Consider the following 21,257-nt stretch of genomic DNA (forward strand, 5'->3'; position numbering starts at 1 on the left):
AGTCGTCCTCGTGCAGCAGGGTCACGCTGCACTTCAACCCATTTAGAACGCAAGGTTCACCGCAGGATCACGGATCAGCCGACGACGGCCGTTCTGCCCAGGAGGGGCCAAGAGAGAGAGACCCACATGGTCCCAGGCTCGAACGGTGTCCACAGTGCATGCCGAAGCAGCACTGGTCACGGACGCGTATTACGGATGATAGATGGGGAGCAAACGGCGAAAATGCTCATCACAATGGAATGTCCACACCGGTAGCCAACCGGTCGGCGCATGCGCGAAGGCACGACTTGAGAAATGCAATGGACTCGCGGTGGAGTCAGGTCGATGCGTCGGAGACGCGAGAAGTGAGAGCATTATGCATGGAATGCGCCAGCGCGCAAAGCGCGTAACCTCGCGAAAATCGCATACCTTACGATGCGCATTTGCACCGCGTCCTGACAGAGAATCTCCGCAGAGAGAGAGACCTACTATCATGGACATGGCCGAGCAGCCAGGGATACTCCCTGCCCAACTACCGCAATCCCCACCCAACGCCGTGCAGGCGGCGCCCACTGAGAGCGCCGCGGCAGATACCGGCCTCAAGCCCCTGACGCGGCTCATCAGCGAAGACCGTGTCTCGCGCATCGTGCCCGAGACGGCGACCAAGGTCGAAGTCTTGTTCTCGTCGGTGTTCACGCGCCGCTTCCTGCACGATGACTACAATTTCTGCGCGTCCAAGTGTTCGGTGGCGCGCGGCGGCAAGGTCAAGGCGCTCGACGAAGCCTTCCGCGAGGCCGAGATATGGTTCGCGCGCGTGACCGAGTGGCTTGCCACGAAGAACCAGCTGGAATTCTCGATCGGCTACGAATCGGTTGCCCTGGAAGTGCCCAACGCGCTCGCCGGGCGACTGCTGCGCCTGCTCAACCAGTACGACAAGCTGTCGTCGGCCACGCTGTTCGCGCACGTCGGGCGTTCCATCTCCGGCACCGAGCGCGACACGCAGCTCGATATCGCCGGCCGCCGCATCAACATCATCCACTCGCTCTGCATTCCGGACAACGACCGGTTTGCCGACGACGGCAGCCGGATCGCCTAGCCGACCCTGCCGTATCCCCGCCTTTCCGAACCCCAAGGACTACCGTGGACATTCGAGAGATCCAGCGCCTGCACGAGCAGTTCGCGCTCGCCCCGCTCACCCTGGAAGCGCCGACGAGCTCCCGCCAACCTGCCGGCCGCCTGTTGCCGCCCCCTGCCTACGCCGCCGCGGGCGCAACCCGACGTTGGGCCGAACGCGCCGGCAGCGCCCGCCTGATCGTCACCGTTGTCGTTGGCATCGTTGCGGCCGGCGCACTCGGCATGGCCATCGCCACCTGGCAGCATGGGCGGGCAACCCCCACGGTAGCGCCTGCGTCCGCCGCTCCGGCCACCGCGCCGGCGCCTGCCGAGGTACCCATTAGCGTACCGGTCGCGGCCCCCGCCGCCGTGGAGACCGTGCCGGCTGCAGCGAAGGCGGCGCCAGTGGAGCCGGCTGCCAAGGTCGCCGAGCCCGCGCAACCAGCCGTCCTGCCAGCGGAGGCGCCAGTTACTGCGCCCGCGCCCCGTCCGCAGCCCAGCCTCGCTCCGGCCGCTCCGGCCGCTCCGGCTGCCCGCGCTGCCGCGCCGCTCGTGCACAAGGCCGAAGCTGCCCCCGCGACGCCGAAGGCCGCGCCGGCCTCCCCTGCGGCCCGCCGCGCCGACGGCGCTGCCGAAATCAAGCTGTTCTGAGGCAATCGACCATGAAAGACACCCCTACCTTCAGCGTGCTCAATCGCGGCATGAGCATTCACGGCGACGTGGCAGCGGATCACGGCATTACCTGCCTTGGCCTCATCGACGGCAACCTGTCGTCGTCTGTCGGATTGCTCCATGTCGGCATCGGCGGCATCGTGCGCGGCAAGGTCGAAGGCGACCACGTGGTCGTGGACGGCATTGTGGAGGGCGACGTAGCAGCGCGTGGCACGCTGATCCTCAATGGCCGCGTGAAGGGCGAGATCTTCTACGCCGGCACCATCCGGCTTGGGCCGAACGCGAACCTGGAGAGCAAGATCTCGCGGGTTGCCGCCATCGGCGCAGGCACCGGCGCGCACGTCTTTGCGCGGGAGGCGGTCAGCACCGACCCGGCCGCTCCCGCCGAACTGGCCGAGGCGAACACAGCGCCGACCCCGAGCACATGAGTTCACCCTATTTGCGGAAACGCGCGTAATTTACTATCTCTTTTGAACTTCAGCAGCCCGGTTTGCCGGGCTTTGTTGTTTTTGGGCGCGGCGATTCAATTCCGCAGCCCTCGCAGTGTCGCTTGCGCATCCATGCTGGGCGCACAAGCGAAAAAAAACCCCGGAGCAAGCTCCGGGGTTGGGTTCAAACGATGACTTCGACGGCCTCGCCAAATGGCGGCGGCGCAATCCGACGCAGCGGCGTGGTCGAGGCCCACAGGGTAGGATAGGCTGGCGGCGCCGCCGGGAATTTCCCGGCCATGTCCGTCAGATAGACCAGGAAGGCCGGGTGAATGCCCTGCTCCTCCAGCCAGGCGAACGGCGCCACGAAGCTCGTGCCGCCACCGCCACGGATGGGGCCAAGCTCGATGGTCTCGCCCCGCTCAAAGCACTGTACCTGCGCGATGCGCGTGTCGCAGTCCAGCACGAGCAGACGCCGCGGCTGCAGCGACGTGAAGACCGCTTCGATCTCCGCGCCGAACTGCGCCTGGGTCTCGTCGAACACCGATCCGCTGGTGTCGCGCACGAAGACCGCATCGCCCACCGACTGGTCATGCAACGCCGGCAGGTACAGGCCCATGTGGGTGTACCGCCGGTTTGGCATCGCCCAGCTGTAGTCCGAGCGGGTCTGCTCGAAGGCAAAGCGGTGCAGCACCGAGCGCCAGTCCACCGACGCCCGCGTGGCTGACGCCACCATCGCGCTCAAGTCGCCCGGCAGCTTGCCGCGCATCTGCGCGGCCTTCGCCGCCTGCATGGCCGCCACCTTCCACTCGTTGGCGAGCGTTTGCTGCGCGGCCTGCGGTTGCTGGCGCACCTCACCGGGGGAAAACTCCGGCGAGGCCTGCGAGGGATCGTCACCGGCGTTGCTACCGCCTGGCCCGCCCTGGCTGTCAGGCTGCGGCGGACCGCTGCCATCGCCCTGACCGCTACTGTCCTGCTGTGGCTGTGGCTGTGGCTGTGGCTGTGGCTGTGGCTGCTCCGCCCCTTCTTGGCGCAACATGGCATAGATCTCTTCTGCGGACTTGCCGAGAAAGCGTCCGTCGAGCAGCGCGCCGGCCGGCAGCTGCAGGCCGGCGTTGAGCACCAATGGATTGATCGCATAGTCGCAAGCCTGATTCCAACGGCCAGGATCGCGCACGCCGCGGCGCCAGCAATGGCCGTTAGCCGGATGCAGGACCTCGTGCGCCAGACCGCCGCGCAGTTCAAGATCGCTCAGGGTGGCGACGAACGCCGGGTTGTAGCCCAGCGACACGCCGTCCACCCAGAACGTCTTGCACGACGGATCCTCGACCAGCCGCAACCGCATCAGCAACGCCCCGAAGAACGGTTGCGACAGGATGAGCTGGGAACGCTGCTTCGAGATTCGATCGCGCATGACGGCCTCACGCAGTCAGCAGTTGGAACATCGGCGAGGTCGGCGCCGCCACCTCCGACGACGGCGGCGGGCCACCCATGAAGGCGGCCATCTGTGCCTCGATCTCCATCGCCTTCTCGGCCACCTGCTTGCGCAGTTCGGTCGAGTTGCGCAGGTCCAGGCCGCTGTGCCGCGCCAGATGCTGCTGGGTATCCTCCAGGATGCGCGTGAGCGCCGGATCCCCGGAGAAATTCAGCTTGGGCAGCAGCGCGCTCAGCTCGCGCACCTTGTCGGCCACGTCCAGCCGCACGTTCGTCGCCCCATACAGGCGGTTGGCGAAGTGCTGCACGGCCTCGAAGAGCCGGCCGACCAGGTCGTCATTGGCGGTTTTCACCGCACCGAGCACGCGCTGGTCCATCTCGGTCTTGAGACCATCCAGCACGTTGGGCGGCAGGGCAATGTCGAACTGGCTCGCATCCGGGAACGGCAGCACCGCGAGGCGCATGCCGAACTTCTTGGCCAACTCCGCCTGAGTCGGATAGTCCGCCTCATCGAACAGGCCGTTCAGCGCCTCGCGGGCCTCGTCCTTCAGGCGCGGATAGTCGGCGAGAAACACCGCGGTCGCGGCGTTGAACTCGTCCTGGAACTGACGCTGACGGTCGGCCACCTCCATGTACATGTCGGTGGGCAGCAGGCGCACTCCCAGCTGGTCATAGTCCAGGCTGTGCGCATCGAAGTAGGCGCGGGCGCGATTGGCGATCGCACACACTTCCTTGTAGGACGTCGCACCGTCGGTCAGCAGCTTCTTGTTGAAGCGGCCAATGTCCTTGGTGTCGTGGTTCGCCTCGACTTCTTCGGTCGCCCGGGTGTCGAACTTGCGCGCCCGCCATACCGACGTGTTGAAGGTGGCGAGCATGACGCGCTTGGTAATGTCTTGAATGTTCATGATGATTCCTGGAAATGGGATGGATGCTGCAAAGACAAACGGCGAGCCAGGTGGCTCGCCGTCATGGGATGAAGAAGAAAGGGGAATCAGTTGCCGAGCAGCAACTCACCGAGCTTGCCGCCCTGCGCGTTGATCCACGCCGGGGTGGCGCAGATCCGCGCATCGCGGCGCGCGGCGTCGGTGGCGAGCATCACGGCGAACTCGCCAAGATGGGCTTCGAACAGGCGATTGGCATACACCATCACACGATCGAAGTTGTTCTCGTTGGCAACCGAGGCGAGCGCCGAGCAGATGGCGTACTGCGCGGCCACCTTGTCCGGAATCCGGGCGGATTCCGGGGCGGCCAGCACCGAATCGACACTGGGCAACTCGCGATAGATCTGGCGGAACGACTCGAACTCGAGCGCTGCGCCCTCGCCTACCGCGCCGGCCGTGACGATGATCTCCATGCCCGGCGGCACCAGCGGCAACTGACGCGCCACATGCCCCCAGCCTCGCGGCGAGGGCAGGTTTTCCACCTCCTTGCTGCGCTCTGATGAGAGCAGCAGGTCGGGGCGGAAGCGCAGGAAGGCGATCAGCACCGGCGGCACGTGATTCGTGACCGCCCACCGCGTCCATTCCTCGATCGTCGGCTCCAACTCCACGATGGTGCTGAAGCGGGACTTCAACGGGTCGAGGATGTTGGACACTGCCGCGTTGTCGCTGCGACGGTTGGTGGCGGCAACAAAGGTGACGTGGTCCGGCAGGACGTGTTCACCGATGCGCCGCGCGAGCAGAAGTTGCATCTTGGCGGCCTGGACGGCCGGCGAGGCCTGTCCGAGATCGTCGATGAACCAGACCAGCGGGCGCGTGCTGTTAAGCGCGGTGGCCAGGTCCCCGAACGGCAGGAACTTGGCACCCGCGCCATCCGTTGCCGGAAAGGGCAGGCCCTTGGAGTCGGTCGGATCTTCCACCACGGGGTGGGAGATCAGCAGGTCGTGGCCGGCAGCCTTGGCGGCGCTGTCCACGATATCGCTCTTGCCGATGCCAGGCGCCCCGGTGATGAGGACGGGCAGGCGTGCGGGGATGAAGGCCGCGAGCAGGGTGTGCAGTTGGGAAGGGTTGACTTTCATGGGATTCCTAAAGGGCAAATCCCACAAAGACACCTTCCGCACAGGGAGGGAGTCCCTGTGGGAAGTTTCAATGAATGCGCCAGCAGTGCTGGCAGGGGTCGATGCGTCGCGAGACGCGGGTAAAACGCTGTTTGGACTGATTCTGACCAGTGCGAACAACGCTCGATCGAGATAGCTTACAGGCAATCCGGTGCGCGTGGCACGCGGCGAGACGACAAATTTGCTCGTCGTTTGCGAGAGGGGAAGATCCCCCGGCACGTGGCCGGGGGAAGGTTGAAAAAAAAAATCACGCGGCCATCGCCGGCGCGGGCTCAAGTTCGGCCAGTCGCGCCCGGGCATAGGCCAGGGTGCCATCACGGGCCTGCAGACGGCGAATGGTGCGCGTCTCGGTCCGCTCGATGTAATACACCCGGGAACTGCCCCGCGGGAAATGCCGGATCTGCCGGAAGCCTTCGCCAATGCACAGGTCGACATACTCGCGCCCGTTCATCAGCGTGCCGTCCAGTTTCCAGCGCGAGGCCTCGGCACGCTCGCGCGCCCGTTCGGCCTCCCTCGCCTGCAGACGCTGCGAGCGGGCGACAAGCGCCTGGGCATCCCACTGGCGCTGCTCCGCTTCCGAGAAGCCACACAGCTCGAAAATGCGGCGGCGGCGCGTGGCAGCCGGCATGCCGGTCAGCACCACGCCGCATTCCTCGCGCAGCACGCGCTTGGACAGCGTATTGTGGTCGCTGGGCGTGTCCAGCACTTCCAGCAGGCAACCCAGGTCGCGCTGCAGGACAGCCAGCGCGAAGCGGTTCGGCCACATGAAGCTGCCATGGTCGCGTTCGGCTGCGGCCAGGGCAAGTTCACGCTGATACCGGCGCTCACTCAGATTGCCCTTGGCGCGCTCGGCCTGCGCCCGCTCGACGCGATCTGCAAAATGCTTGGCACCGATCAGGGCGTGCAGGCGCGCGGCCAGCGGCGACACCGGGGCGGCGTCGTCTCCGGTCGGGGCCTTGACCAACGGCGGGGCCAGCGGCGGCACCACCTGCGCGGCGAACAGCGCGTCGTCAACGTCGACATACGTGCAGTCCTGCGCGAGCGGTTTCACCAGTGCGATCAGGCGGGGGGCATTGCGCGCCGTGATGGCGAGCTTGTCATGGCGCATTACCGAACACAGCGCCTGCAGCTGGTTGGCTGACATGGCACCGCGCAGCGCCGGTACCGCAATCAGCGTGGGTAGCCAGTGCAGGTCATGACGGCCTGCATCGGAGGCGTCACCCCCGCTGCGGTAGGCGTTGAGGATGCAGTCCCGGACCGGTTCGCCGCGCTGCAAGGCATAGGCGACATGCACCTCGTGGCGGCCGTTGATGCCGGCCCCTGGCGCAAACTCCGGCCCGTTCGTGCCGTAGCCAAAGCGCCGGTGGAACTCGCCCTGCACGAAGGTGTAGGCATCGAACGGCTCGGCCACCGCAAACAGATCGAGGTTGGTCGATCCGGGGTTCGCGACCTGGTCGGGATCGACGGCCTCGTTGGTGAAGACCGCCAGCCGACCGGCAGCGTAGACGGCCTGCCAGGACGAGCGGCTCATCTCGTGCGGGCGCAGCACCTTGCCGTGCGGACGGACAATGAAGCGCTCCACCTCGTCCAGGATGGACGTGAGGATCGTCTTCGGGTCGCCGGCGGGCCGCACCGCGAAATCCCCGGAGGGCAGCCGCAGGACGGGGATGGCACCGCGCTCGACATGGCGCACGGCAATGTCTTCGGCGCGCAGGCCCGGCTTGGGGCCAGGTTCGAGGTTCAGAAGGGCCAGCACGCCGGCCAGCGTCGTGCGGGATTCGACCCGTTCCGGGCCAGTGGAAACAACGTACATGGTTTGCTCCGAGAGCGAACGGAGCAAGCCCGGCGGGGCGTTGCCCCGTCTGGGTGGAATGGAAATGGCAGTGCGAGGCTCAGCTCGCGTTGCGGTGACGCCGTGACCGGTGCGTCCGCGCAAGCTTCGGGCGGGCCTCGGCAATCCGGGCGAGCAGCTCGGCGGACTGGATTTTCCAGACCGGCCCGCAAGCATGGCCCGTGGCGAGCGTGCGCACCGGCATGAACCAGCCCGTCACCAGCAGCGCCTCAAGCACGTCTTCCGGCACGTCCCATGACGCGATGAATACCTCGTCGTCGGCCAGATGCGCCTGCGGAACATTGGTCGTGAGATCGGCGTACGGCTCGTCATCGTCCGCGCAGACCAGTGCCAGCGCTGGGCGCAGGTTGCATTGATAGATGTGGACGCGCAGGTGCACGCCGGGGGGATAGCTGAACGCGCCAGCGCCAATCAGGCGGTTTTCCATGAGGGGGTAACTCCTGAGTGCGGAGCCCCCCGTCGGGGCATGCCCCGCGTGGGTGGTAGAAACAAAAAACGCATCCCGAGGGATGCGTCAGAGCAGACGCCCGGGGGAACCCGGACACCTGAGAGGAAGGTTGGCGGTCAGTCCTTGTGGACGCGACGGCCGTTGCGGTCAGCCCACAGAAAGTAAGCTGCCAAAGCCAAAGCCATCAGCAAAATATAGGGACCAAACATCACTTATCTCCTTTGGAAAGGATCGCGCCTACGCCGAATAGTACAACAGCGGTTGCGATCAGGCTTGCGCTGTTCGCCACCGAGGCCCAGGACCATCCCGGCTTGCTGGCGATGTAACCACCAACGGCGACTGCGGCAGCGGCCGACAGCGTATGGAGGTAGCGCCCATACTGCAGGCGTTGATCCTTTGTCGGCGCCTCGACCGCCATCCAGACTTCCTGCAGCCATCCCCGCTTGGCGGCCTTGGAGCGATCCACGTTGTAGATGGCCGGCTCCTTGCGCACCAGGGGGAACTGGTAGCCGTCCTCCAGTAGTAGGAGAACGTGACGTTCCCCCATCGCAATGGAGGCATCCACCAGATTGTCCAGACGTACCGGCAGCGTAACGACGTCGGCATCCGGCTCATAGTGAACAGAGCATGAGTATTCGTCGCCGCTGGTGGATTTGAGGATGACCTTGGCAATGCGCGTCATGGTCACCCCTCCTCAGCTGCGCCGGCCGGCCACCACGCGCAGCGTGGCAACGAGCGAGGCATAGCCCTCGGGAGAGCCGATCGACTGCAGGCAGACCGCGTTCTCGCGCCCGCCGGCATGGTCATCGCGCCCGCGGCAGGTGCGAAAGCTCAGGCGAGCCGCGGACTGCTGCGGCGCGTGGGCAATCTGCACGTACAGCGCATCCGTGTGCAACTCGTACAAGTCGGTCGCATCGCGGCGCCGGCGGCGCTCGCGCACGGTGAAATCGCGCTGACGCAGGCCCAGGTCGCACGCCAGACGGCGCATGACGCGGGACGCATCGCGTTTGAGGGTGGCACAGGCCGCGGCGTTGCCGGGCTGGTGCGGTTGGGTAAAGGATTTGGGGATCTTCATGGCAAGTCTCAGTTGAATCGGGACAGCCATCCCCAACGGGACGGTGTCCCGCAATGGGTGAAGGTCTGGGCAAGCCAGACGAGGGTTCGATGCGTCGAAGACGCGATCAAAGGGTGCTTGCCGAATCGGCACTCGATTGAGCAAACGCCCTCCTCCGGCTGGCGCAGACGCCGGAAGGCGCCGCGTGATCAGTCCAGGTCCAGCGCGCGGTTGATCACGCGCGCCGTCTGCCAGGCCTGGTCGCGGTTGAACATCTTGGCCGTGACCAGCTTGCGCAGTACCGTGCTGCCGGTTCGGCCTTCGACGGTGGTCGCGATGTGATCGACATGGACGCTCCAGCCTTCCGAGCAGCCGCGCTCGACCGAGACCGCGAAGCGATGGCGGGCGTGCTCGGCCGGCCAGGCCGCGTCGGGCAACAGGCCATACTGCGTTTCGTTGGCGTCGGCAACGAAATTTGCCGGGATGATCCACTCCGGCTCGAGTTCGATGCCACGCAGGGTGCGTGCCAGCAGGTCGGAAACTTCCTGCACGGTTTTGCCTTCAGTGGTGATCGGGGAAATGGTTTGCATAGACGGCTCCAGAAGCGGGACGCCGCTCACGGAGGCGGTGCCCCGTCGGTGCAAAGGTTGTCCTGGGGGTGCCAGGCGTGGGTTTCGATGCGTCGTGGACGCGATCAAAAGCGCTTGCCCAAGCCCGAAGGCTGGGGCAAGCCCTCTCGGGGCTTGCAAGGGATGGGAGCACCGGCTTGGCCGGCACTCAATCAACGCGTCAGGCGATAACCGCTGCCCGACGACACCAGATACAGCCGTTCGCCGGCGACGAATTGCTGATCGGCGCCTTGTGCCACGACGAGCTGGCGGCCGCTGTCCGTACGGACAATGACCTCCACGCCGTCGCGCTGCGACAGGTGCGTGGCTGCGACCTGGCCGATGACACCCGCTGCCGTGCCCGAGAGCGCGCCAGCGATGTATCGTCCGTTGCCGTTGCCGATCACACGGGCGCCAAGCACGGCGCCAACGACCGTACTGAGGATCGCCGGTATGCCCGAGCTGGCCGACATCATGTTGTCACCTGCGATGACGACATTGCGCACGCGCAGCACCGTCACCTGCTCCGCGGAACCGGCGTGCATGGCGTCGGAGCCGCGATAGACATTGGGCGAAGCTTGCGCAGCGCAGCCGGTGATCAGGCTGATGATGGCAACGAACAGGAAGAAACGCTGGAACATGATGGCCTCACATGAAAATGGGCCAACATGCCCACGGGCAGGAAGGCCCGTAGGGGAAGGAAAAAGCTGTGCCCGCAGAAATGCCGGCGAGGTCGATGCGTCGAAGACGCGAGAAGTGCGACTATGGTAGCAGGCTGGGCACCGTTTGTGGAGCCGCCTCAGGCGTACCCGTCGATCCGGATAGAGCGCGGGGTGACAGTGATCCGGACCGTCTTGCACTCCGCATTGGCCAGGACCTCCTTGAGGCCGGTCAGCGACAGGCGCTCACCGAAATCGTCGCCACCAAAACCACGGCGGGCATTCTCATAGAAATTTGCATCGGTCGCAGGGTTGCACCCTTTGAAGTAGAACAGACATTGCTGCTCCGGCTTGGGGCCGGTGCTGTATCCCACATAGGCGCCGTGGTCCTTGGCGATGAAGAACCGCTCGGACTTCGCCGCGTCGCAGAAGGCGACAAGCAACTCGACCTGGGCGCGGGAAAGCGTGATTTGCGGCATGGATTGCTCCTGAAAAGGGTGAACGGAGCACGCCCCCGAGGGGTTGTGCCCCACGAGGGAAGGAAAAAGCAGGCGGTCAGTGGTTAGGCTGGCTCAGCCGCGGCGGGCGCCGCGACTTCCACGCGGATGAACGTGAGCCAGTGCGCGCCCGAGGGCAGCACCTGCACCACGTCCACGATGGACGATTCGTTCGGGTAGTGGTCCACGAACCCATCGGCCACGATGGCCTGTTGGAGGTAGAACAGATCGATCAGCGTGCGCACGCCGTGCTGTTCGACGATGGCATGGAGCGACTCCACGGAGGCCAGCAGTTCGCGCATGTAGCGCCGCGCTGCATCCGCACATTCGGCCTTCGCCGCTGCTGTGCGCACGAAATCGACCACGGAACAACTGGCTGTTGTTTTGCAGGACATAGGGGATCCCCTCAAGGATGGACGGGGCACACAATGCCCCTTTGGGTTGGAGAATGGCGGCGCAGCGAATCGTCACGCAGCAGCCTGTTGGCTGTCTGGTGTCGGTACGCCAGCTGGGTCCACGCGACCGACAGGAGCCGGCGAATCCGCCCAGAAGAGCAGTGCCGGGCCGTCAGCCTTACGCGGTCGCACGGTGCCGACAAAGTCTTCGCGCCCGTAGAGGCTGATGCGCGTGTTGTCGATACCGTTGTGATGGAGATAGACGCCGCCGCGGTCAGTGGCGAGCTTGCCTTCCAGCGCCTGGAAGACGCGGTGGAAGTCGTAGAGGTGGCGCGGGTCGCACTGCGCCGGCTCACCGCTACCCCGGTGGGGACCGATGGCGCGGCGGTAGATGGGATAGGCCGCATCGGGCCGGACAAACTCGAATGGCGTGCCGCCATGCACCAGTTCGGCCCAGCCGGGCCGCTCGGTATCGAGGCGCAGATCCAGCGAACCGAACTTGCCGCGCACCGGCTTCACACATTCGATGGCGTGGTGGGACAGAAGGCAGCCTACGCAGATGGCGCCGCCAAGCTGGTTAGCCTTTTCTGCGCGGAACACGCCCATGCGCTGGCCGTCCATGGCAACAAGGCGCGTTTCCCGTGGCATGGCCTCGACGAAAACGCCGTTGAGCCAGTAGCGGCAGTCCTGCTTGGGCGCAAGCAAGGCGATGGCCTTGAGCTGGCGCGGGTCAATCTGGATGGTTTGAATCACGTGTGTGCTCCAAAAAAACAGGAGCACAGCCGCAAGGGACAATGCCCCAGCGGGTGATGAAGGCCTGACCGCGGTCAGGATTGAAAAAGTCGATGCGTCTGCGACGCGAGAAGTGCCGTGATGGTATCAGCCTGGACGCGAGCCGTGCAATTGCGCCGACCAAATAATAACCCCCGAACATCAGTCCGGGGGTGGGTGCATGGAATTGCGTCGCGCCGTCATGCCGCCTTGGCACGCTTGCGTGCGGGCTTGGCGGCCACGTCGTAGCCAAATCGGGCCCATGCAGCGGGATCGATCGGCAACGGATTGGTACGTCCGGCTTCCAGGTTGACGAACACGCCCGAATACTTCAGCGTGCCCGTCCGGAAGAGCGTCCACAGCAGGTTGAACGCCTGCACCGCGATCGCCTGATTGATGACCAGCGACTGCTTGCGCAGCGCGTCGGCCATCGAACAGGACGGCGCGGTGTCGGCCTTGTCGCCCTTGGGATCGATCAGTTCCGGGAACAGATCGCCCACGTGCGGCAGGCGGGTTTCCCGCTTGCCGCGCACCTGGCCGAGAATGACCTGACCGCGGTCGGTCTCGTTGCCGCAATCCAGGTAGTAGCCACCGGGGCCGCGCTCGATCGCGCCAAGAATGGCCTTGCGCGCCGCCCGGGAGTCCACGCAACCGATCACCATGTCGCAGACAAAACGATCCTGGCTGCCGATCCGTCGCGGGCGGGCCTCCCAGCGGGTGCCCATCAGCAGGTTCAGCCGGTTCACCAGCAAGGTCGCCTTGTGCTGGCCGACGTCGTTCGGGTAGAAGCCCTGTCGGCCGACATTGGTTTCGCTCACCGTGTCGTTATCGTAGACCGTGCACTCGATCCCGCCGGGGTGGCCGAGTTCGAGCATGGCGTGGTGCAGGCGGGCCAGCGCCGGCAGCAAGGCGCTGCCGGTGCCGCCAGCACCCACCACCACCACTTTCCAGGCTTTGATGCGCATCGCTTCGGGGATATGGTGCTCGAATGTCATCACACCACCTCCTGGGCCCGCGCCGCCGCGTACCAGTCACCCGGTACACGCTCGACGGCCTCGAAGATGCCCTTGGCACAGAGCCGCAGGCACAGCGACGGAGTTGCCGCGAGGCAATTTCCGATCACGAACGCGAACTTCACGTCGTGCTGGTCGTCCTCGTTGTCGGTCGATGAGAAGTAAGCCGGGATGTGGCCGTGCGAATGGCAGTCCACCACCAACACTTCGCCATCGGCCAGCGCCGGCCGGTCGTACTGCAAATGACCGCGCCCGTGCGACAGGATCGTGACCGGCACCAGGCGGAATGCGCCGGTAGCCGGATGCCAGACGATCCAGCCGCCGGTCTCGTTGGGCATGGCCGCACGCGCCATCTCGGCAAACTGCCCGATCAGGTGCGCAGGCAGCTTGCCGCAGCGCAGGTCCGTCGCCTCGGCCGCGGTGCCATACGGCACCGCAGTCTTGACGTCGAACTGACCCACGCGGCGCACGAGCCGCAGCCACGGCCGCGACACTTCCAGAAACACGCCGTTGGCGGCCATGAGCAGGCGTTCTCCCGTCGTTTCCAGCGGTGCCAGGTCGCCGAAGCGCGGCACCATCACGGTCGGACAGGATTGCTGCAGGGTAAGGTCCATCGGATGCATATTCAGTCTCGGAATTGCCCGGCAATCAGCTTGCCGAGGGATTGGTTCATGGGGATGAGGGCGACTTTCGGGAAGGTTGGAAACTTCCCGTCCAGCATGTCGCGCCAGAAGGCGTAGAAGCCGTCGGCATGGTCGACGCGCTTGCCGCCGTGATTGGGATGGGTGAAGGCCGAGGCGAAGAACGCCTCTTCCCAGCCGGCGATGGACGCCGCGTCGATCTGCTTGGGCACGTGGGCCGTGCCGATGCAGATCTTCCCGTGGTCCCAGGTATTGAAATAAGGCGGCTCGTTCAGCATCGAATCCGGCGTCGGGCGCTCATCCTCGATCAGGGCGAACACACGAAAGCCGGCCGGCGACGCGTGAAAGACCAGTCCGGGATGAGGCGTCACGGCACTGCGATCGCCCAGCTCCTCGCAGGTGAAGAACACGCGGCGATTGCCGGGCGGACACCACCAGGTGATGGCATCCGGGCTGATTGACAGCACGTTGGGCGTGAGGAACTCGCCCTTGGGAAGCGAGGCCTCGGCAACCTGACGCACCGCCTGGATCAGCGCACGCCGGTTCAGTGGCGTGCCGGCGCCGATCACGGGTCGCCCCGTCTGACCGTCGGTGACGATGCGGTGCGCCGTGGCATACGAAAACGCACTGAGCTCGCTCCCATAAAGCAGAATGGCGCCTTGCAGGGCCACATCATGGTCGCGTGAAGCACTATGAATCTTGGCCATGTGGCCCTCCTATTCAGAAATCAAGGTAAGAACGCGGTCGAGTGCCGCGATGACGTCCATCATGTCGGCCAGCTGCTTGAACTGGCGTCGGATGGCGCGCGGGGTGGTTGCCAACGGGATCAGCGACTGATACATCGTGGCGTCGCCGCCGCAGTTCAGGGACTCGAAGTGGTCATCGAGGATCTGGCCAACCCATTCGCCCGGCCACATGCACAGCGTCGCCGCCGAGTAGGCCGGCTCCGCCCATTGTGCGTGGTTGAGCGCACGGCTGCGCCGGGTGCGGGCGAGTACCTCCTGCAGATCCAGCAGCGCCCGGCAGATGCGGCGCGGCAGGCCGCGTTGGCGAGCCGCCAGCGCTTCCAGTTGTGCGGCGCGCAGGCAATCGATGCGAAGCGTCTTGTCGCGGCGCGCAAACGCCGGCAACACGTCATCCGGGGCAAGCACTGGCAGTACCCTGGACGGCAGGTAGCGCTCGATCTCGCAGCTGTCGTCGCCGAAGCGCTCAGCAAGAAGCTCCCGCGCCTCCTCATCGCTCATGGTCGGATCGCAGTCCCACCACCAACGGGCGAACATGTCCGCCAGATCGTCCGGCGTGCGCACGAAGAGCGAGCGGCCCGCCGCCTCGTTGACGAGGTGAATGGCCGTGTACAGCAGGGCCGGATCGGCGCGGCGCATCACATCGGCGCGCGCGCCGATCGCGAACACCGTCTCCTGGTCCAGCTCGATCGCCAGGTACAACGGCGCATGGAGGTCTTCGTCCCATCCGAACTGATCGACCTGCCCCCTTGCGGCAGCCAGGTCGAGCAGCGCGAACGAGAAGTTCAGCCGCTTGCACTTGGGCGTGCGCCGGCGCAGCCACGCGAACATGGCCTGCGCGAACGCATCGCCGGCGCTGGCCGCCCCCTGCACGTCCCGGGCCGCCAGCACGCCGGTTTCAAACTGCTTGCGGATCAGCCTGAGCGTGTCCGCGCTGTCGCCGTACTGCAGCTTCCCGCGGGCGGGAATCTCTGCCGGCAGCGTGGGCAGCGTCAGAAAACCATGGGCAGGTCGACGTCGGGCAGCGGCAGGCTGTCGCGTAGGCGTCCAGCCGGGTCCTGATGCAATGAAGCTTTCATCAGTTGGGCGAGGATCGAACAGCACGATTCCATCTCCTCAGAATGTGAAAAAACCGCCCTTTCGGGTGGTTTCTGGTTGGAAGGCAGGCAAAAGTCCGGACTGGACAGCGCCTGCATCAAGTCACGCTTACGCATGGCAGCCCTTGGCGCCGGCGGCGCGCACGAACGTGTAGCGCATGACGGTGCCGTTGTGCTCCGGGCCGTCCACCGTGGCGGTGGTCAACTCGGGGTACTGGGCGGTGTACATGTCGCGCACTTGCTCGGGCGTGAATGCCGGGCCAGGGTCCATCAGGGTCATGCCGTTGTAGGTGAACTCGCGGGTCAGTGGCTGGACGGTCAGGCTCATGGTGTCGCTCCTTATCCAAGCAAATCGGCGAGGTTGGTACCGCTCGGCTCTTGCGAGGCCTGGGGCGCGGGGGCCGCAGCCTTGCCCTCGCCTTGCGTGCTGTCGTCCGTGCCGTCAGTCCCATCCGCATCCTCCATAGACGATGCGGCCGGCTTGCCGTTGGCCTTGGACAATGCCTTCTGCGCCTTGGTGGACTGCGCGCTGGTCGCCGCGTTCAGGATCGAAGCCGTGGCTTCGACCTGTTCGGCCAACGAGCGATGCGAGACCGACACCGAGGCGATTGCCTGGGCGAAGCCCTCGTCCAGTTCCGCCGGGGAGGCGGTCAGGGCAAGAGGCGTGGCCAGTGCGGCGTCAGCGGCCTTGGAAACCACCGGTGCAACGACCACAGCCATCGCGTCACCCTTCATGGTGAGCGTGAGCACAACTTTGTCGCACGCGGCGACGAGCGGAACGAGTTCCTGAAACATGGGGAGATCCTTGAAAAGATGGAGTAAATGAGGAAGTCCGACCGCCGGGCGGCGGTCGGTTGCGATCAGAAGCGCAGAACCTTGGGCAGCTTGCCCGCATAGTCGAAGCCATTGACGTTGAGCAACGCCTCGATCAGCTCCGGCTTGGACTTGTTGAAGACCTTGGCAAAGCTGTCACCCAGCGCGGCACGCAGGCCCAGCTCGTCGGCCAGCACCTTCATCTCCGACTTGGTCAGCAGCTCCAGGAAGTCCTTCGACTTCTGCAGGTTCCAGTGCTGGCGCAGGTCCAGCTTGTGGTACTGGCACATCGCCACGAGGTGATTGACTTCGATCCCCTCGATGGCCGCGACGGTCATCGCGGTGGTCAGCGTGGCACGCTTGCTGGCATCCAGCTCCTGCACGGTGGCCAGGTTCTTCTTGAGGTCGGTGGACGACGCCTTCTCGTCCGTCAGCTTCTCGAAGATCTTGCCCATGGTGTCGCCACCGATGTTGCGCGAGAGGCCGGACAGCGCCACCGCCAGCAGATAGACGTTGGCGGTCTCGGGAACGCTGGCAGCCTCGCGGCGCAGCGCCTTGCGCCACAGCGCGACCCGGTAGGTTTTCACCTTCTCGGTCTCGCTGATGTGCGTGACTGCCTTTTCCTCGGCGGGAGCCTTGGTCGAGCCCTTGGCAGTGGTGGATGCACCCGCAGCCGCCGTGGCCGGCTTTTGCGCGTTCGCCTTGGCGTCGCGCTCGGCCTTCAGGCGTGCGGCGATCTTCCTGCTGTTGCACGCCGTATCGAAGCACTGGCCGCGGAAGACCTTGCCGATGCTGTCCGGCAGCGCGCTGACGGCCGCGCCGTAGTGCTCGCAGGCGTGACAGGCTTTCGCCTGTTCCTCGCCAACGCCGGTCGGACCGTCCACCACCAGTTGCACGCGCGTATGGTTGTCCCCCGCACGCACAATCCGGATTACCGGGTACTCATCCTTCAGGCCGTAGGCAACCGATTCCAGTTGCTTGTCGGTCTTCTGGGTGTAGCAGGCACGGTTGGTGCAATTGCCGGTCGCAATGGCCTCGCCGAACATTTCCGTCTGCAACGACGAATTGTGCGGGCAGGCGGCGCAGTCGGCCTTGTCGAAGATCGCTGATGCGAGGCTGCACGCGGCTGCCTCGATGGTTTTCTTCAGTTCGGCGACCGACTTCTTTTCGCCCACGATGACCGGCAGGAGCTTGTCCTGCTTGTCCTTGGCGAGCGTCGCCAGCAGTTCGGCGTGGCCGAGCTGGATGGTGCGGGTGTTGAGCGCGTCCAGAACGGACGTGCTGCAGTTCATCAGCGCCAGGCGCTTGTCCAGCGTGGAGCGGGACCAGCCCAGCATCTTGGCAGCTTCCTCGCGGTCGCCCTTGAGTTGCCCAACGATCCGCGCGGCAGCCACGGCTTCCTCGGAAGGCGCCATATCGGCACGCTGGATGTTCTCGATCAGAGCAATCTGATCGGCCTCGTCGTCGGTCAACGCCTTGATGACAACGGGCACGTCGTAGTCAGGCCCGAGCGGCTGAGCGCCACGGTAGCGGCGCTCGCCAGCGACGAGCTCGAAGTCGTGCTCATCGTCGTCCTCGACCGGGCGGATGACGATCGGTTGGATAATACCGTGCGCGTGAATCGACGCCTCCATCTCCGCCATTTCTGCCGGATCGAAGTACTTGCGCGGATTGCGGCCAGGACGGATCTTGCCGAGTTTGACGGTAAGTTGGGATTGCATTTGTGGGTTCTCCGAAACGGAAAGGGGAACCCGTTGCCGCACCGGGAACAGGTTCCCGATGGGATAAGAAAGAAAGGCATGGCGGCCCGGCAGAGCGGGAAGCCAAGTTACGGCAAAAAGCTGTGCACCGGGTGGTGCGAGGTCGATGCGTCAGGGACGCGGAAGTAGGCGACAGGATATACCAATCGCCTCGCTCACGCCAGATGATGAACACCATGGTGGAGAGGGAGTTTTTCGCAGATCAGCGAGTTGGGTCTAGTGTCTCAGCGAGTCACCGGGATTCCGTCCGTCGCATCCGGCCATAGCTATGCCGGCCGCAAGGTACTAACGGCTAGCGCACATCAATGAATGTAGAGAGCCCGCCCTGCTTATCGCGGGTTACAGGAAATCCCCTTCTGTTTCTGCAGGTTTGCGACAAAAGTATCAGCCTTCTCCGAACAGATCGAATGATTAGAGACTGACTTCCATACAACCTGTGAAGATCCGTTCTCGCGATAGTAGATGGCGTTGCATGAATTCTTGGTTGAGGTTACATCGATGCGCCTGCTTCCACCAGGCCCCCGACACTGATAGCCACGCGCACGAGATTGACTAGCCTTGTTCTTAGCAACTACCTTGCTGACGTTGATGACTTTGTATGAACTAGTGAACGTGAACGGTTTTTCCTTGCCAACGTAGGTCAGCACCACCGTCGGCGTCTTGTTGTTAATGGTTCCATTCTTGCCGAGAGTTGTTGTCAGAACCCACTTGTTGTCCATCAATGGAATGATTTGGCTATTAGGTAGCTTGGCGATCTGTGTGATCAGTGCAAGCTTCTTTCCTTCTGGAGAATTCGGATCGATGGCCGACCATCGGCCTGCATACTGCTTGGGATCGTATTTAGAGAGCTTCTTTGTCAAACGATGCTTTTGATCTTTGACATAGGAGAGGTTGGACACGCAGTCTACGTCCCTAGCACTAATGCATTGCACAGTATCAATTGCCGCTGCGGCTCTCGGAGAGTTGGCTCGGATGCGGCTCTGAGTACCCTGAATAAGTACAGTGCCACCGGACTTCAAAAATCCCTCCGTGATCGCTTTCTCATCACCGCCAGCCGCCGCAACTGAGATGCCCCCGGCTGCCCCGGCCATGGCCGACTTCTTCAGGACCTCGCCCATCGTTGCCGACGGCATGCTGTTGACCTGAGTGCCCATTTGACTTGTTACAGCCGCTACTAGCCCGGCGCGCAGCGCCATGTTCGCGTCGCCTGTGGCCTTGTATGTAGCCCATGCGGCATACGCTGCAGCGCCGGCGGGACCTCCGTACATGGCGGCTGCAGATTGCGCGGCAGCTGAGATTATTGAGCTCTCTTGTGTCGCCGCGAAGAAATTATCCTCGGTGCTGTGAGCGCGGCTTACCGATGTGGTCCACATTGCGTCGACGATCTTTCCGGAGGAGGTCGCCTGGTCTCTCGCTGTTCTCAAGGCGGTACGCTCGGCCTCAAGTTCGCGCTTTGTGTAGTTTGCTACAGCTTTGACTGCATCCGAGACATCCCGCAAACTTTGCTCAGTATTTTTCCTGTTGTCCTTCCATGCCTTCCGGTAATTTGCCTCGACGTCTTTCCCCCCCTTGAGAATCGTCTTCGCTGTATCACCATTTGCTTTCTGAACTGTCTTGACGAGCCCGCCTCCCTCCCTTTCTAATATACGAATGGTTTCACCAGTAGTCATTTTCGCAATGCCGAGAACGTCATTTCCAAGCCGTTCCTCGCTTTTATCTGCAACTTTCGCACCGGGAATTTCCCTCGAAATTGTTTCTTTTATTGACTTTTCTAGCTTAACAATGGGTGCCGGCGGTGGCGGCACTCCCGTCTTATCGCGGACATAATTTGTGAACGGATCCAAAGACGACGCTGCAAGCGGAACTAACATCAGGCTTCCAAAAACGGCAGTTCGTAGCATTTCGCCCCCTTCTGGTTCCGACCTTTTGTTGAGTTGAGCACGAACCTCCTTGGTTCGCGATAGTCTGATTCTCACTGCATAAGTTGCGAAGGACATCCGCCGGAAGTAGGAGTGCCGGTGCTGCAAGTTAATACTTAAGGACGAGACCATAGTTTATGCGAGATTGGCGTTCTCCCAACTTGAATATGATCGGGAGGCTGGCTATTATCAAATGTCATCGCGGCCGCGCGGTTTGACACGTATGCACTCTTTCGATAGAGCCGGAGGGTGGTAGCTCTCGCCCTGATGATGCGGCAACGCATAAAAAAAGCCCTCCGCAGAAACCGGAGGGCGGACATCAATTTGCTGCGTTGACCTGGCGCCGGTGTAAGGACGACCGGCCGCCCTTCTATCGCGGTACCGGCTGCCGCGGCCCGATCGGGCGCGACAGCAGCGTGGTGACGGCACCGGCGACGTGCCAGCCGTCCAGCTCCGATTCGTGGATGCCGTGCACCAGCCGATCCAGGCAAATCACCTCGACCCCGTCCGCTTCGACGGTGCCCAGGATCTTCGCGACGGCGGTGCCGCGAGTGCCGCGGCGTTTCACGGTGGCCACGCCCTCGCCAATGGCGATGGTGCAGTTCTCAACTTTCATGCTGCCTCCTTGAGCAGTTCACGTTGATCCCGGGCCTTGCGGCCGTGCAGCTTGGCGAGATCGTCCACAAATTCATCCAACAGCGTGTCCATATGCAGGAACGCCTCGTCCTCCAGTTCCGGCGTCGCCCAGTCAAGGCCCGCCTCCATGGCGTCCCGTTTGTGCGCCACCATCTGGTCCTGGTAGGTATCGACGCTTCCGGGCAGATGGAAATACACGACCCTCAACTGCCCCTTCCGGTTCCAGCGCAGCGCGCGCCGCATCGCCTGGTACTCGATGCGCCACGTCCACGACCGGTCATAGAAGAGGACATAGTCGGCATTGGGCAGGTTGTAGCCCGCCCGGCCTGACGCCTTGGTGCACAGCAGCCCCGTGGCATTGCCGCCGACGAAGCGCTTGTCCTTGTCGGCCACGCGCTTCGCAATCGGAATCCCGCCGTGAAACGGCACCGTCTCGACCCCCTTCGCCTTCAACTGGCTGGCGATGAGGTTGATGACGCCCGGGTTCTCGGCAAACAAGATGGCCTGCTTGCCTTCCCCGGCGATGGCTTCCAGACGCTCGACGATCGCTCGCTGCTTGCTGGTCAGCTGCGCCAGCGCTCCGACACCCTCGACCCCATGCTGTTATTCCCCCCAGCTATTCATACATAGTTAGGGCTAGATAGGTGGCTCCCTCCCCCCAACACCCCT

24 protein-coding genes and 1 pseudogene are annotated in these 21,257 nt (G+C 64.0%); 3 read left to right on the top strand and 22 right to left on the bottom strand.

Features of this window, described 5'->3' with window-relative positions:
- The first annotated feature begins 472 nt into the window (after window positions 1-472).
- The 3 genes from AC1Q6V_RS28645 to AC1Q6V_RS28655 are packed head-to-tail and all read left to right on the top strand — an operon-like array spanning window position 473 to window position 2,192.
- Complete coding sequence (locus AC1Q6V_RS28645; RefSeq protein ID WP_492344531.1) at window positions 473-1,075, top strand: hypothetical protein; 603 nt, start codon at window positions 473-475, stop codon at window positions 1,073-1,075.
- Window positions 1,076-1,119: 44 nt separating this feature from the next.
- Window positions 1,120-1,743 (top strand): hypothetical protein, encoded by a 624-nt coding sequence (locus AC1Q6V_RS28650; RefSeq protein ID WP_492344530.1) that lies wholly within the window; start codon window positions 1,120-1,122, stop codon window positions 1,741-1,743.
- An 11-nt stretch (window positions 1,744-1,754) separates the two neighbouring features.
- Window positions 1,755-2,192 carry a bactofilin family protein gene (locus tag AC1Q6V_RS28655; protein ID WP_492344529.1) on the top strand — a complete coding sequence of 146 codons (438 nt, stop codon included), beginning with the start codon at window positions 1,755-1,757 and terminating at the stop codon, window positions 2,190-2,192.
- A gap of 184 nt (window positions 2,193-2,376) precedes the next feature.
- Here AC1Q6V_RS28655 and AC1Q6V_RS28660 read toward each other — a convergent pair whose 3' ends face one another.
- From AC1Q6V_RS28660 to AC1Q6V_RS28765, 22 genes and pseudogenes are all read right to left on the bottom strand, one after another.
- Entirely contained in the window at window positions 2,377-3,606 is a 1,230-nt protein-coding gene (locus AC1Q6V_RS28660) for a vWA domain-containing protein (protein WP_492344528.1), read from the bottom strand.
- A gap of 7 nt (window positions 3,607-3,613) precedes the next feature.
- Window positions 3,614-4,531 carry a hypothetical protein gene (locus tag AC1Q6V_RS28665; RefSeq protein WP_492344527.1) on the bottom strand — a complete coding sequence of 306 codons (918 nt, stop codon included), beginning with the start codon at window positions 4,529-4,531 and terminating at the stop codon, window positions 3,614-3,616.
- An 86-nt stretch (window positions 4,532-4,617) separates the two neighbouring features.
- The gene (locus AC1Q6V_RS28670) at window positions 4,618-5,643 is read right to left on the bottom strand and encodes an ATP-binding protein (RefSeq protein WP_492344526.1); all 1,026 of its coding nucleotides are present in this window, start codon (window positions 5,641-5,643) and stop codon (window positions 4,618-4,620) included.
- Between the two features lie 286 nt (window positions 5,644-5,929).
- Entirely contained in the window at window positions 5,930-7,495 is a 1,566-nt protein-coding gene (locus AC1Q6V_RS28675; protein WP_492344525.1) for a hypothetical protein, read from the bottom strand.
- Between the two features lie 79 nt (window positions 7,496-7,574).
- Window positions 7,575-7,961, bottom strand: coding sequence for a hypothetical protein (locus AC1Q6V_RS28680; protein ID WP_492344524.1), 387 nt, complete (start codon window positions 7,959-7,961; stop codon window positions 7,575-7,577).
- Between the two features lie 229 nt (window positions 7,962-8,190).
- Window positions 8,191-8,664: a hypothetical protein gene (locus AC1Q6V_RS28685; protein ID WP_492344523.1), complete on the bottom strand. Its 474-nt coding sequence runs from the start codon at window positions 8,662-8,664 to the stop codon at window positions 8,191-8,193.
- 12 nt (window positions 8,665-8,676) lie between these two features.
- A complete protein-coding gene (locus AC1Q6V_RS28690; protein ID WP_492344522.1) occupies window positions 8,677-9,057 on the bottom strand; it encodes a hypothetical protein in 381 nt (126 codons plus the stop codon).
- Window positions 9,058-9,245: 188 nt separating this feature from the next.
- Window positions 9,246-9,626, bottom strand: coding sequence for a hypothetical protein (locus AC1Q6V_RS28695; RefSeq protein WP_492344521.1), 381 nt, complete (start codon window positions 9,624-9,626; stop codon window positions 9,246-9,248).
- Window positions 9,627-9,817: 191 nt separating this feature from the next.
- A complete protein-coding gene (locus AC1Q6V_RS28700; protein ID WP_492344520.1) occupies window positions 9,818-10,285 on the bottom strand; it encodes an outer membrane lipoprotein in 468 nt (155 codons plus the stop codon).
- A 158-nt stretch (window positions 10,286-10,443) separates the two neighbouring features.
- Entirely contained in the window at window positions 10,444-10,782 is a 339-nt protein-coding gene (locus AC1Q6V_RS28705; protein WP_492344519.1) for a DUF3085 domain-containing protein, read from the bottom strand.
- An 83-nt stretch (window positions 10,783-10,865) separates the two neighbouring features.
- Window positions 10,866-11,195, bottom strand: coding sequence for a hypothetical protein (locus AC1Q6V_RS28710; RefSeq protein WP_492344518.1), 330 nt, complete (start codon window positions 11,193-11,195; stop codon window positions 10,866-10,868).
- 72 nt (window positions 11,196-11,267) lie between these two features.
- Complete coding sequence (locus AC1Q6V_RS28715) at window positions 11,268-11,948, bottom strand: hypothetical protein (RefSeq protein ID WP_492344517.1); 681 nt, start codon at window positions 11,946-11,948, stop codon at window positions 11,268-11,270.
- Between the two features lie 218 nt (window positions 11,949-12,166).
- Entirely contained in the window at window positions 12,167-12,961 is a 795-nt protein-coding gene (locus tag AC1Q6V_RS28720) for a PRTRC system ThiF family protein (protein ID WP_492344516.1), read from the bottom strand.
- The gene (locus AC1Q6V_RS28725; RefSeq protein ID WP_492344515.1) at window positions 12,961-13,602 is read right to left on the bottom strand and encodes a PRTRC system protein A; all 642 of its coding nucleotides are present in this window, start codon (window positions 13,600-13,602) and stop codon (window positions 12,961-12,963) included. Before AC1Q6V_RS28725 ends, AC1Q6V_RS28720 begins: the two co-directional genes overlap by 1 nt.
- A 2-nt stretch (window positions 13,603-13,604) precedes the next feature.
- Window positions 13,605-14,327, bottom strand: coding sequence for a PRTRC system protein B (locus AC1Q6V_RS28730; protein ID WP_492344514.1), 723 nt, complete (start codon window positions 14,325-14,327; stop codon window positions 13,605-13,607).
- 9 nt (window positions 14,328-14,336) lie between these two features.
- Window positions 14,337-15,467, bottom strand: coding sequence for a PRTRC system protein F (locus tag AC1Q6V_RS28735; RefSeq protein WP_492344513.1), 1,131 nt, complete (start codon window positions 15,465-15,467; stop codon window positions 14,337-14,339).
- A gap of 102 nt (window positions 15,468-15,569) precedes the next feature.
- Window positions 15,570-15,788 (bottom strand): PRTRC system protein C, encoded by a 219-nt coding sequence (locus tag AC1Q6V_RS28740; protein WP_492344512.1) that lies wholly within the window; start codon window positions 15,786-15,788, stop codon window positions 15,570-15,572.
- 11 nt (window positions 15,789-15,799) lie between these two features.
- On the bottom strand, window positions 15,800-16,255 hold the full coding sequence (locus tag AC1Q6V_RS28745) for a PRTRC system protein E (protein ID WP_492344511.1): 456 nt from the start codon (window positions 16,253-16,255) through the stop codon (window positions 15,800-15,802).
- Window positions 16,256-16,320: 65 nt separating this feature from the next.
- The gene (locus AC1Q6V_RS28750; RefSeq protein ID WP_492344510.1) at window positions 16,321-17,994 is read right to left on the bottom strand and encodes a PRTRC system ParB family protein; all 1,674 of its coding nucleotides are present in this window, start codon (window positions 17,992-17,994) and stop codon (window positions 16,321-16,323) included.
- 368 nt (window positions 17,995-18,362) lie between these two features.
- Entirely contained in the window at window positions 18,363-19,904 is a 1,542-nt protein-coding gene (locus AC1Q6V_RS28755) for a hypothetical protein (RefSeq protein WP_492344509.1), read from the bottom strand.
- Between the two features lie 418 nt (window positions 19,905-20,322).
- On the bottom strand, window positions 20,323-20,568 hold the full coding sequence (locus AC1Q6V_RS28760; protein WP_492344508.1) for a hypothetical protein: 246 nt from the start codon (window positions 20,566-20,568) through the stop codon (window positions 20,323-20,325).
- Window positions 20,565-21,191: pseudogene (locus AC1Q6V_RS28765) on the bottom strand (helicase-related protein); the annotation flags it as partial. The gene AC1Q6V_RS28760 and the pseudogene AC1Q6V_RS28765, both read right to left, overlap by 4 nt.
- Between the last annotated feature and the right edge of the window lie 66 nt (window positions 21,192-21,257).

The sequence above is a fragment of the Cupriavidus sp. GW823-FHT07B10 genome (assembly GCF_058794355.1).